Here is a 12554-nt window from a genome sequence, read left to right on the forward strand (position 1 = left end):
GAAGGCTTCCCTTCGCAGGTCTTTACTGTGAGGGTGGCGACGGCTGTGGCTTGGTGTCATGCAGCGCTCGCGTTTTCACCTCACTCTCTCGGTGATCTCCCCCCCGGCAAGCTCTCTCGCCGAACTCCCTCCTATCACCCTGCTATCTCTCTGCTGTCTCTCTACTGGCAGCGCTGACGAACGCTTGGCGCCCGTCGTTCTCCCCCTCCCTGACGTTGCCCTCGATGACCATCTCTCGGGTTCCCGGCGGGCTTCAGGGTGTCGTGCCGCGGACTCCCTCGACATCGGTGCGGGCCGTCGATGACGCTAGATGTATATACCAATATATGCTACAAGCGCCTGGTGTCACCATTTTTCATTAGACCTTGGTCGATAATTTTCAAGGCCTGGTTTATAGAAAATGTTTAAAAACAATAAATAAGTTTTGTTGTGAGATTTTTGGCAAGAATGTCTGGGTGGAAAGCTGAGCAGTTTGGCGATAGATGTGTATATACATATTGAGCGGCCGTCAGCGCTCGATGTCACTGCCAACAACAAGACCGGAGGCAAGACGCTATGCAACCACTCAAGGGGATCACCGTCCTCGACCTGTCCCGGGTGCTCGCCGGGCCCTACTGCACCGCCATGCTGGCCGACCTGGGCGCCGAAGTGGTCAAGGTCGAGTCGGGGCAGGGCGATGACAGCCGTCATATTGCGCCTTACGTCGAGGGCGAAAGCCTGTACTTCTCGATGCTCAATCGTGGCAAGAAGAGCCTGTGTCTGAACCTCAAGGACCCCCAGGACCTGGAGCGCTTTCATCGGCTTTGCGAGCGCGCCGACGTGGTGGTGGAGAACTTCCGGCCCGGGGTGACCGAGCGCCTGGGAATCGACGAGGCGACGCTGCGTGCGCGCTACCCCCGTCTCATCTACTGCTCGATCTCCGGCTTCGGTCAGAGCGGTGCCATGCGCGCCAAGCCGGCCTACGACATCATCGCCCAGGCGCTGTCGGGCATGATGGCGGCCACCGGTCCCGATGGCGGCATGCCGACCCGCATCGGCGAGTCGCTGGGAGATGTGTGCGCCGGAATGTTCGCCAGCTGGTCGATCGCAGCGGCGTTGTTCGCGCGTGAACGTGACCCCGAGCGCCAGGGCTGTCACCTGGATGTGTCCATGCTCGATTGCCTGTTCTCGATGCAGGTCACCAACCTGGCGCAGTTCGTCGCCAGCGGCCAGGCGCCTTCTCCTATCGGCAACCGCCATCCGCTGTCGGCGCCCTTCGATAGCTTCGAGGCCAACGATGGCCAGGTGATCATCGCGGTGATCAACAACACGCTGTTTTCTCGCCTGGCCGAGTGCATGCAGGTGCCAGAGCTCGCCGAGGATGCGCGCTTCGTCGACGACGAGCAGCGCTGTCTCCATCAGGCCGAACTCAAGGCTCTGATCGAAGACTGGACCGGCCAGTTCACCGTGGAGGAGGTCTGCGCGCGTCTCGATCAGGCGGGAGTGCCGGCGTCTCCGATCTGGAACATCGCCCAGCTTGCCGAATCCCGGCATGCCGAAGACCGCCAGCTGCTGCTCGATATGGGGCACTGGCGCTCGCCGGCTCAACCGGTGTTCTTCAATGGCCGACGGGTCGTCTGCGATCGCCCCGCGCCGACGCTTGGCCAACACAACGCCTGTCTCGAATCACAGCACCTCGACAAGGAGATCGACGCATGAACTTTACCTTCAATGAAGATGACATCGCCTTCCAGGACGCCGCTCACCGCGTCTGCGCTGAGGTGCTCAAGACCAATGCGGCGCGCTACGACGAAACGCGGGAGTTCTGCCGCGAGAGCCTCGACGCCCTGGGCGAGCTGGGCTTCTGGGGCATGAACCTGCCCGAGCAGTACGGTGGTGTGGATATCTCGAGCATCGCCATGTCGCTGGCGGTGGAAGAGATCGCCTACCACTGCGCGGCCACCTGTTCATCGCTGACCGCTCACTTTCTGGCCACCGACTCGGTGCTGATCGGCGCCACCGAGGATCAGAAGCAGACACTGCTTCCCCAGTGTGCCAGCGGCGAGAAGCTGGGCGCCTTCGCCCTGACCGAACCCGGGGCCGGCTCCAATCCCGCCGAGATGCGCACCCGGGCGGTACGCACCAGCGACGGCTGGCACCTGACCGGCACCAAGCACTACATCACCAACGGCGCCTTCGCCGACTTCCTGGTGGTCTATGCCAAGACCGACCCCGATCAGGGCCACCGCGGCATCTCTGCCTTTCTGGTCGATCGCCACACTGCGGGTCTCGAGTTCTCGAGTCCCGAGAAGACCCTGGGCCTGCGCGGTAGCCACATCTACGAGATCGGCTTCGACTGTGTGCTGCCATTGGATGCCTTGATGGGAGAGGAGGGGGCCGGATTCGCCACCGCCATGGAGGTGCTGGATCGCGGCCGGGTCGAGGTGGCGGCGATGAGCGTCGGTATCTCGCGGGCCGCTCGGGATGCGTCGCTGGCCTGGTCAAAGGAGCGCATCGTCGGTGGCAAGCCGCTGTGCCGGCACCAGGGCATCCAGTGGATGCTGGCCGAGATGCACGCCCAGCTCGAGGCCGCCAAGCTGGTGACCTACAAGGCGGCGGACGCGCGGGACTCCGGCCAGCGTTTCAGCCTGGAGTCGGCGGTGGCCAAGCTGGTGGCCTCCGAGGCAGCAGCCAAGGTCACCGACGCCGCAGTGCAGGTCCATGGCGGCTACGGCTACATCTCCGACCTGCCGATCGAGCGCTACTACCGTGACGCCCGCATCACCCGCATCTTCGAGGGCACCTCGGAGATCCAGAAGATCATCATCGGCCGTGCCATCACCGCCTGACCGCCCAGCAAGGGAGATAGCCCATGAAAATCCTTGTCGCGGTCAAGCGCGTCATTGATCACAACGTCAAGATCCGGGTCAAGCCGGACCACTCCGGCGTTGACCTCACCAACGTCAAGATGGCCCTCAACCCGTTCTGTGAAATCGCCGTGGAGCAAGCGGTTCGCCTCAAGGAGGCCGGCCTTGCCAGTGAGGTACTGGTGGTCAGTGCCGGGCCGAAGGCGGTGCAGGAGCAGTTGCGCACGGCGCTGGCCCTCGGCGCCGACCGTGCCCTGCACATCGACACCGAGGTCGCGCTGGAATCGCTGGCGGTGGCGCACCTGCTCAAGGCGGTCGTCGAGCAGGAGCAGCCGGAGCTGGTGCTGCTCGGTAAGCAGGCCATCGACAGTGACAACAATCAGACCGGCCAGATGCTGGCCGCCCTCGGTGGCATGCCCCAGGGCACCTTCGCTTCCGCCCTGGAGGTAGAGCAGGGCCAGATCAAGGTCACCCGCGAGATCGACGGCGGCCTCGAGATCCTGGCGCTGGCGCTGCCGGCGGTCATCACCACCGACCTGCGCCTCAACGAGCCTCGTTACGCCAAGCTGCCGGACATCATGAAGGCCAAGAAGAAGCCCCTGGCCGTGACCACGCCCGACGCCTTGGGCGTCGACGTCAGCCCTCGGCTCAGGCTCAAGGCGGTCGAGCCGCCGCCCGAGCGGCAGGGCGGGATCAAGGTGGCCTCGGTGGCCGAACTCGTGGACAAGCTCAAGAACGTCGCCAAGGTGATCGCATGAAGATTCTGGTCGTGGGGGAACATCACAAAGGACAGCTCGGCGAGGCCACCGCGCGGGTAGTCGCCGCCGCCCGGCAGATCGCACAGACCGCAGCGGACCCAAGTGACGTCGATATCGACGTGCTGGTAGCCGGTGAGGGTGTCGCGGGTATCGCCGAGGCGGCGGCAAGGCTTGAAGGCGTCAGCCGGGTACGGCTGGCCGATCAGGCGAGCCTTGCCCATCAACTGGCCGAGCCCATGGGAGATCTGGTGGCGGCGCTGGTCGGGGGCTACACCCACGTGCTGGCGGCGGCATCGACCAGTGGCAAGAACGTGCTGCCGCGGGTAGCGGCGCTTGCGGATGTCGCCCAGCTCTCCGAGGTCATCGCGGTAGAGTCCGCCGATACCTTCAAGCGGCCGATATACGCCGGCAACGCCATCGCCACAGTACAGAGCCTGGACCCGGTCAAGGTCATCACCGTGCGGGTCACCGCCTTCGAGGCGGTGGCCGAGGCCTCAAGCGCAGCACCCATCGAGTCCGTCGACATCGCCATCGTCAATCAGCGCTCGCACTTTGTCGGCGAGACCCGGGCGGTGAGCGAGCGCCCGGAGCTGGGCGCTGCCAGGGTGGTCATCTCCGGTGGTCGCGGCATGGGCAGCGGTGACAACTTTGCCCTGCTCGAAGGTATCGCCGATACCCTTGGCGGCGCCATCGGGGCGTCGCGGGCGGCGGTGGACGCCGGCTTCGTGGCCAACGACCTGCAGGTAGGGCAGACCGGCAAGGTGGTCGCGCCGGAGCTGTATATCGCGGTGGGTATCAGCGGCGCCATCCAGCACCTGGCAGGGATGAAGGACTCGAAGGTCATCGTCGCCATCAACAAGGACGAGGAGGCGCCGATCTTTCAGGTCGCCGACTACGGTCTTGTCGCGGACCTGTTCCAGGCACTGCCCGAACTCGACCAGGCACTGGCCGAGCGCTGACGCGGCTGGCCACAGCTCCGTGCTTAACGGCGCTGGCCATTCAACCCCTGAATATCATCCATCCCGCTGGCGCCGATGACGGCGCCGGCACCACCGAGCATCGCCCCTGCGGGCGGTGCTCATCGCAAGCCCCACTGGAGACACAACATGAACAATCCCAAGGTGGCAGCCCCTCCACGCAGCGCTGGCGTGACCTCGCTGGTCGGCAGCCTGATTGGCCTTTGCATCTTCTTTTTCCCCTTCCCGACGGCAGATGGCTCGCTGAAGATCCCGCTGGTGATCATCATCGACTATCTGAAGTCTTCGCTCGGCGGGGCCCTCGAGTATCTGACGCTTGGCCTGGTCGCCCTGTTGTGTGTGACCTGGCTGCTGTCACGCCTGGTGGCTTCCTCCGGGGCGTCGTCTCCATGGCGCCGAGCCGTCGCCGCCTACCATGAGAAGGATGGCACCATGACCGGGCTGACCTTCCTGCTGGCGGCGGTGTTCACCTTCATGCTGGTGTTCCAGATCGGCCCCGACTGGCTGCTGCACAAGGATGTCGGTGGGCTGGCGCTGTACCTGGGGGGCAGCGTCTTTCTGACCGTGGCCATCGCCGGCCTGTTTGTGCTGTTTCTGACCGAGTTCGGCTTCCTGGAATTTGTCGGCACCCTGATGGAGCCCTTGATGCGCCCGCTCTATCGTCTGCCGGGCAAGTCTGCGGTGGACGCGGTTGCCTCCTTCGTCGCCGCCCCGGCGGTGGGCATCTTCATCACCAACAAGCTCTATCTGGAAGGCCACTATACCCAGCGGGAGTCGGCCAGCATTGCCACCAACTTCAGTATCTGCAGCCTGGGCTTCTTCGCCCTGCTGGCGTCCATCGGCGGCATCATGGCCTACCTGCCGCAGATGATCATCGTCTCCTTCATCATCAACTTCACCCTGGCGGCGCTGATGGTCAGGATTCCGCCGTTGTCGCGCAAGCTTGACGTCTACCATCAGGGCAACACCCAGACAGCCCAGGATCTTGAGGTTTCCAGTGATGGACACATCCTGGCCCGGGCCTGTGGCGCCGCCGCCGAGCGCGCCTCCCAGACTCGGCTCGATGTGTTCTACAAGGGCTTCTGGGAGGCCATCACCTTTGCCCAGAAGATCGTCGCCTACATCCTGGCCATCGCCACCCTGGCGCTGCTGCTGGCGACCTACACCCCGGTATTCGACTACCTGGGCGTGCTGGTGGAGCCGTTGATCTCTGCGCTTCAGCTGCCGGATGCCGGCGCCATTGCCCCCACCGTGCTGGTGTCGATCGCCGAGATCGCGCTGCCGGCGATCATCATCTCCGGCGCCGACGTCGACCCCATGGCGGTGTTCTTCGTGTGCACCCTGTCGTCGGTGCAGATCATCTTCTTCACCGAGAGTGCCAACGCCATGCTGGAGTCGGACATCCCGCTGACGGTGCGTGACCTGGTCGTGGTATTCCTGCTGCGCACCCTGGTGGCCATGCCCATGGTGGCGCTGGCGACCCATCTGCTGTTCTAGGGCTTGTCTGAAAAGTGCCTGCGCTCGGTAATACGGCGTTAAAAATCGGATCAAAATGCTCATTTACTCCCCGTAAACTGCGCTTTCTCACCGATTTTTGCCTTGTCTAACCTTCGCTCGTCGACTTTTCGGACAGCGCCTAAGGCTTGTCTAAAGTCTGAGCCTCGTCTCTTTGCATCGCCCATTGGCGCTTCCGTCCTCCGTCGGCTGCGCCTTTTTTATGTCGGGCGCAAGGCGCAGGTCATACGCCAGGGTCGGGATAGGCGAGGCTGCCGGCGTGGTGCAGGCGATGGCTTAGCAAGAAAACCGAAAACTGATTGCGCCGCTTGCCGGCTTATCGTCGGCACAGGGCTGCACTAGCATGGGGGAAAACATGTCGCCGCACCGTTATCCGGTGACCGGCGCCGCCAGGAGATTGCCATGAAGACGATATTGATCACCGGGTCCACCGATGGGATTGGCCTTGCCACCGCCAGCGAGCTGGCGCGCCAGGGCCATCGCGTCATCCTGCATGGACGTAATCCGGATAAGCTCGCGGCGGCCCGTGAACAGCTGGCAGCGATCTCGCAAGGCGAGGTGCCCGCAGGGCATGTCGCCGACCTGTCACGCCTGGCCGAAGCGGCGGCGCTGGCGGCGGAGATCGAGCAGAGTGACGAGCGCATCGATGTGCTGATCAACAACGCCGGGGTCTACCGCACCCCGGACACCCGCACCGCAGACGGCCTCGATGTGCGATTTGCGGTCAATACCCTGGCGCCCTATGTGCTGGCCCGTCGCCTGGCGGCTTTGCTCGGAGACAAGGGGCGGGTGGTCAATCTGGCTTCTGCCGCCCAGGCGCCGGTTTCGCTGGCGGCGCTTGCCGGCACTGCCGACGCCGACGGTGACTTCGACGCCTACGCCCAGAGCAAGCTGGCGCTGATCATGTGGACCCGCGACCTGGCCGCCAGGTCCAGTGCCGGTGATCCCATGGTAGTGGCGGTCAATCCCGGCTCCTTGCTGGCCAGCAAGATGGTCAAGGAAGGCTTTGGCGTGGCCGGCAACGACCTGTCCATCGGCGTCGACATCCTGGTCCGGGCGGCGTTGTCCGAGGAGTTCGGCAACGCCGGCGGCCAGTACTACGACAACGACGGCAAGAGCTTCTCGTCGCCGCATGCCCACGCCATGGACGATGGCCGATGCCGTCGCCTGGTCGAGGCCATGGAAGAGGTGCTGGAGCGCCAGGCCTAGCCCGTTGCCACGAACGAGAGTGCCCTGGCCAGTCGTGTTTAGCCTTGAGCAAGCTCGAGGACGGTGTCGGTCAGGGTTCGGACGGCCACTGCGGCATCGTCCTTCTCGACATGTTCGTCCGGGTGATGACTGATGCCGTCCCGACAGGCGACGAACAGCATCGCAGCAGGGCACAGGTTGGCCAGATGGATGGCGTCATGAAAGGCGCCAGACACCAGTCGGGGGGCTTTGGTGGCGTACGTCTCAAGCTTCTGTTCAAGTGATGCCAGGATGGCCGAATCGAAGGTGACCGGTGCGATCGAGGACAATCGTTCCAGCGTGGCCGGACAGCCCTGCCAGTGAGTCGCTGCCAGGGCGGCAAAATCGTCGTCGATGGCTGCCAGTACTGAGCCATCGGGGTGGCGCAGATCGACCGTGAAGCTGACCTCGTCGGCGATGGTATTGATCGAGTCTGGTGCCACACTGAACTTGCCGATGGTGAAACGTACCTGCGAGCCCCGTCGGTTGACGCAGTTCTCCAGCTCCCTGATCAGGGCATGTGCCCCCATCACTGCGTCTCGTCTCATATCCATGGGCGTTGTGCCGGCGTGGTTGGCACGTCCCTGGAGGCGAAAGCGGTACCAGTTGACACCCTGAATACCAACGACCACACAGGCGGGGAGTTGGCCTGCATCCAGTACGGGACCTTGCTCGATATGCAGCTCCAGGTAGGCCGATGGTGAAAAGGGGGTTTCTCGCTTGGTCGACCCCCGGGCTTCCATGGCCTCTAGACAAGGGGCCAGGGCTTGTTCGAATGACACTCCGGCATCATCGCGTGACGCCATGATCGCCGCGATGTCTCTAACCCCCGCGAACCATGCAGACCCCGGTGTTCCCGGGGCGAAACGGGCGCCTTCCTCGTTGGTCCAGCTCACCACTTCGACAGGGCACTCGAGCGTGATGTCCTGTTCGTGCAGTGTGCGCAGCACGGCGAGGCCTGCGATGACGCCCAGCGCCCCGTCGTAGATTCCCCCTCGAGGCTGACTGTCCATATGGCTGCCGATCAACAGCGGCGGGAGCTCCGGGGAGCGCCCCTCTCGGCGCAGGTAGAGGTTGCCGATGGGGTCGTGGAAGGCGCTCGCGCCGAGAGAGGCGGCCTGTTCGATCAGCCACAGACGTGCCTCGATGTCGCTTTCGTCCAGTGCCAGGCGGCCGAGGCCGCCTTCGGGTAGCGCGCCGATGCGCGCCTGGGTCTGAACGTCCTGCCAGAAGCGATCGATATCGACCTCTCGCCCTAATGTGCTGTGCTGTTGCATTGTGCTCGTCTCAATAGATGAGTGAGGGCAGCCAGGTGCTGAACCAGGGAACATAGCTGATGACAATCAACGCCAGCAGCATCATGGCGATGAAGGGCAGGCACGCCTTGAACACTTCCTGCAGTGACATTTTCGAGATGGACATGGCCACGAAAAGATTCAGCCCGACCGGGGGCGTGATCATGCCCACCGAGAAGTTGATCAGGGTGATCACGCCAAAATGCACGGGGTCGACGCCGACCTGCTCGGCGATAGGCTGAAGGAGAGGGGACAGCACGATGATGGCCGAGGCACTGTCGAGGAAGAAGCCTGCGACGATCATCACCACATTGAACAGCGCCATGACCTGAATGGGATCGTCGGTCAGTGATAGCACCTGACTGGCCAGCTGGGTTGGCGTACCGGTGATCGCCAGCAGCCATGAGAAGGCAGAGGCGCCGGCAGTGATCAGCAGCAAGGTCGCAGAGGTCAAGCCAGAGCTTCTCAGGGTAGCGACCAGCTCCCGGGGACCTATGGTTCGATACACGACCATGCCGATGAAGAGTCCGTAGACGCAGGCCACCGCGGCCGACTCCGTGGGGGTGAAGACGCCGCTGTAGATGCCGCCCAGCAGAATAAAGGGGAGTCCCAGGCCCCAGGCTGCCGCCTTGAAGGCACGCAGGATCTCGCCCAAAGAGGGAATCGGCGCACGCGCATATCCCTTGAGGCTGGCGTAGACCATGCAGTAGCCGATCAACAGAGAGGCGATCAGGATGGCCGGCAGCAACCCCGCCGCGAATAGCTGACCCACCGAGGTGCCGGTCACCGAACCATAGATGATCAAGGCGATACTGGGGGGCACGATCGGGCCAAGGGTGCCGGCTGTGGCGATCAGGCCAATGGCGAAAAGCCGGTTGTAGCCTGCCGCGACCAGGGCGGGAAACATGATGGTGCCGATGGCCACCACGGTGGCTGGGCTGGAACCTGAGATGGAGCCAAAGAACAGGCATGACAGCACGGTGGCCGCTGCGAGTCCTCCGGGAACCCAGCCCACCAGTGCCTTGGCCAGGTTGATCAGGCGGTCGGACAGCCCGCCGATACGCATCAATTCGGCAGCTAGAATAAAGAAGGGGATGGCCATCAGCGAGAAGTTGTTCATGCCCGTGAACATGCGCATGGGAACAATCAGCGCACTGGTCGAGCCGAACAGCTCAATGGCGACAAAAACGGCGAGTGAGAGTGCGGCGAATATCGGTAGACCGAGCAATAACACCGCGAAGAAGATTGGCAGAAGCGCCGTAATCATGGGAGTCTCCTGGTTAGACGAGCTTGTCTGCCTCTGCGGCGAGTTGTTCAGCGTGGCTCATGGGGGGGCTCGACCACATCGTCTGCAAGAGTCCAAGGTAACGGATGATCAGCAGCACTCCCGAGATACCGATCGGCAGGTAGAACCATGCCATCGGCAGTCTCAGGGCTGCCGTCAGCTGTCCGCGATCCATGGTCTTTCCGAATAGCTGGAACCCGTAGAAGACCATGAATCCGGCGAAGATGATGCCGAGTACCGCCGAGACCAGATGCAACAGGCGATTGACCCTGGGCGAGGCGATGGCATTGAGCACATCGACCGAGATATGAGCGCCGTGTCGCACCCCCATGCTGGCACCGACGAAGCTCATGCAGATGATGGAATAGATGACAACTTCCTCGGCCCAGAACAGTGAGCTGTTGAAGCCATAACGATAAACCACCTGAACCGCCGTAATGACGGTCGCGATCGACATGAACGCGACCATCGAAACGCTCTCCAGGCGATCAATCGCTGCATTCAGCGTCTTGATCATCGGAGCTCTCTCTTAGTATTCGATACCGACGACGTCGTAGACCTTGTGCAGCAGTTCCGGCGTCACCACGTCTTCGTAGTCCTTGTGTACCGGCATGCTGGCCTCAACAAAGGCTTGGCGAGCCTCATCGCTGATTTCGTTGATGGCGATCTCGTCCTTGATTTCGGACATGATCACTTCCTCGTCCTCGAGCGTCATCTGGCGTGAGGCATCGCGACCGTTGTCGAAGGCTTCGAGCATGACCTGTTGGAGGTCTTCGGGCAGGGATTCCCAGGCATCCTTGTTCATGACGGCGGCGTAGGCGTGGTAGGCATGGCTGGTCAGTGACAGGTAGTCCTGAACCTCGTGGAAGCGCATGGTGTAGATATTGGCCAGCGGGTTTTCCTGTCCTTCTACCACGCCTTGCTGCAAGCCGTTGTAGACCTCGGTGAACGCCATCGCAGTCGCGTTTGCGCCATAGTTCTCGTAGGTCGAGATGATGATCGGGGCCTGCATGGTGCGCATGCGAATGGCGTCGAGGTCTTCGGGGGACTCGATGGCACGCACGTTATTCGTCATATGGCGAAAACCCGCGCCCCAGAAGTTGAAGGCATGCATGCCATCATCTTCGAGGGTATCGAGGATTTCCCGTCCCACGTCGCCATCAAGCACCGCTTCCATGTCATCGTAGGTCGAGATCAGGAAAGGCAGGTCAAGAATCTGCAGGCGGGGTTCGAAGTTGCCCAGGGTTGCGGTGGGGGGGATGCCGATATCCACTAGCCCCATCTGGATCTGTTCGATGATTTCGACATCGCCACCGACCTGGGCGGCGGGCAGCACGTTGATGCTGATACGGCCGTCGGAGTTCTCCTCCACCTCCTTCTTGAAGGCGAGGGCGGCCTTGCCATTGGGCGTGTCTTCAATCAACACATGGGCAAAGGAAAAGGTGTAGTCGGCGGCCAGGCTCTGGCCGGAGATGGAGGCTGCGGCGATGGCCAGGGGCAGGGCCAGCTTCAGGGACATTTTCATGGATGGTTCCTTTTTTGTCGTGGTTGTTGTCGTGGTTGTTGTTGTGGTCGGTACAACGCGATGAAAATGGTGGAGCACCATCGGGGATGGCTGAGTAAGACCTGGTGCTTCGATTCAGCGAGCCAGTGCATCGAGTGTTGCCGCCAGTGGAGTGTCGCTGGCCAGCAATATCGACAGGGCAATTCGCGCCTTGCGTGCGCCAAGCCCGCTGACCGGTAGTGCGCCTGCCTGACACAGATCGACAAGGCTTCCCGAGAATTCGTAGCTCTGGTGGAGCGGGCCTGACAGGCAACTGCTCGTGACCAGTACAGGAAGTCCTTGCGAGCTGGCATCACGAACAGCCGGCATCCAGTCGGGAGGGACATGGCCTCTACCCAGGGCGTCGATGACGATGCCGGCGGCGCCGTTGTCGATGGCGCATTCGAGCAGTGCGGGGCTGGCGTCGAGGTAGGCGGGAACGATGTCGACGCGAGGAAGTTGTGCCTGCAAGGGCAACTCGAAGACCTGGTGATCGACGGGGCGCTGCAGCAGGTGGACGTTCTCTCCATCCACTCGGCCAACGGGGCCAGCGGCAGGCGCGGCAAAGCCGTCCAGCTGATAGGTCGAGACCTTGCGTACCTGCCGAGCCGCGAACAACGACTGGTTGAACACGACCAGTGTGCCCAGTCCACGTGCCTGCTCGTCGGCGGCCACCCGGATGGCGTCGGCCAGATTGGTGAAAGCGTCCGTCCCGGCCTGGTGTGGCGGTCGCTGGGAGCCAGTCACCACGACAGGCTTGTGCGACGGCAGGGTCAGGTCGAGGAAGAACGCCGTGTCTTCCAGGGTATCGGTGCCGTGGGTAATCACGATGCCTTGCACGCCTGGGTCGGCCATGGCGTCCAGGCAACGCTGGTGCAACGCTACAAGGTCGGCGCGGCTGATGGCGTTGCTTGGCTTTTGCAGGACCGAAACCACGTCGACGCGAGCGCGGAGCGCTTCGGGTAGCGCAACGTTTGCCAGCAAGGCGTCGCCTGGGAGCGCACCGGACAGACTGCGCCCGGAGCTATCCAGGGCACTGGCAATGGTGCCTCCGGTGGTCATCACCAGAATACGGGGTAGGGAGGACATGTTCGCGTCTCGTTGTTGT

General features: G+C 62.8%; 11 protein-coding genes. 6 read left to right on the forward strand and 5 right to left on the reverse strand.

The window, feature by feature from the left end:
• The first annotated feature begins 555 nt into the window (after positions 1 to 555).
• The 6 genes from C6W88_RS19600 to C6W88_RS19625 all read left to right on the forward strand — a co-directional run bounded on the left by C6W88_RS19600 (position 556) and on the right by C6W88_RS19625 (position 7305).
• On the forward strand, positions 556 to 1698 hold the full coding sequence (locus C6W88_RS19600; RefSeq protein WP_108133694.1) for a CaiB/BaiF CoA transferase family protein: 1143 nt from the start codon (positions 556 to 558) through the stop codon (positions 1696 to 1698).
• Complete coding sequence (locus C6W88_RS19605) at positions 1695 to 2828, forward strand: acyl-CoA dehydrogenase family protein (protein ID WP_108133695.1); 1134 nt, start codon at positions 1695 to 1697, stop codon at positions 2826 to 2828. The genes C6W88_RS19600 and C6W88_RS19605 overlap by 4 nt, the downstream gene beginning before the upstream one ends.
• Before the next feature lie 23 nt (positions 2829 to 2851).
• Positions 2852 to 3604, forward strand: a complete 753-nt coding sequence (locus C6W88_RS19610; protein ID WP_108133696.1) for an electron transfer flavoprotein subunit beta/FixA family protein — start codon at positions 2852 to 2854, stop codon at positions 3602 to 3604.
• Positions 3601 to 4563, forward strand: coding sequence for an electron transfer flavoprotein subunit alpha/FixB family protein (locus C6W88_RS19615; RefSeq protein ID WP_108133697.1), 963 nt, complete (start codon positions 3601 to 3603; stop codon positions 4561 to 4563). The genes C6W88_RS19610 and C6W88_RS19615 overlap by 4 nt, the downstream gene beginning before the upstream one ends.
• A 147-nt stretch (positions 4564 to 4710) precedes the next feature.
• Positions 4711 to 6078, forward strand: coding sequence for a YjiH family protein (locus tag C6W88_RS19620; protein WP_181248690.1), 1368 nt, complete (start codon positions 4711 to 4713; stop codon positions 6076 to 6078).
• A gap of 420 nt (positions 6079 to 6498) precedes the next feature.
• Positions 6499 to 7305 carry an SDR family NAD(P)-dependent oxidoreductase gene (locus C6W88_RS19625; protein WP_108133699.1) on the forward strand — a complete coding sequence of 269 codons (807 nt, stop codon included), beginning with the start codon at positions 6499 to 6501 and terminating at the stop codon, positions 7303 to 7305.
• Between the two features lie 38 nt (positions 7306 to 7343).
• On the opposite strand, the gene C6W88_RS19630 is transcribed toward C6W88_RS19625, so the two are convergent.
• From C6W88_RS19630 to C6W88_RS19650, 5 genes are all read right to left on the reverse strand, one after another.
• Positions 7344 to 8600, reverse strand: coding sequence for a M20 family metallo-hydrolase (locus tag C6W88_RS19630; protein ID WP_108133700.1), 1257 nt, complete (start codon positions 8598 to 8600; stop codon positions 7344 to 7346).
• Between the two features lie 10 nt (positions 8601 to 8610).
• Positions 8611 to 9885: a TRAP transporter large permease gene (locus tag C6W88_RS19635; protein WP_045992540.1), complete on the reverse strand. Its 1275-nt coding sequence runs from the start codon at positions 9883 to 9885 to the stop codon at positions 8611 to 8613.
• A gap of 13 nt (positions 9886 to 9898) precedes the next feature.
• Positions 9899 to 10420: a TRAP transporter small permease gene (locus C6W88_RS19640; RefSeq protein WP_045992541.1), complete on the reverse strand. Its 522-nt coding sequence runs from the start codon at positions 10418 to 10420 to the stop codon at positions 9899 to 9901.
• A 12-nt stretch (positions 10421 to 10432) separates the two neighbouring features.
• Positions 10433 to 11428, reverse strand: a complete 996-nt coding sequence (locus C6W88_RS19645) for a DctP family TRAP transporter solute-binding subunit (RefSeq protein WP_197037161.1) — start codon at positions 11426 to 11428, stop codon at positions 10433 to 10435.
• 114 nt (positions 11429 to 11542) lie between these two features.
• A complete protein-coding gene (locus tag C6W88_RS19650; protein ID WP_108133701.1) occupies positions 11543 to 12535 on the reverse strand; it encodes an asparaginase in 993 nt (330 codons plus the stop codon).
• Positions 12536 to 12554: the final 19 nt, after the last annotated feature.

It is taken from the genome of Halomonas litopenaei (genome assembly GCF_003045775.1).
Lineage (GTDB): Bacteria > Pseudomonadota > Gammaproteobacteria > Pseudomonadales > Halomonadaceae > Halomonas > Halomonas litopenaei.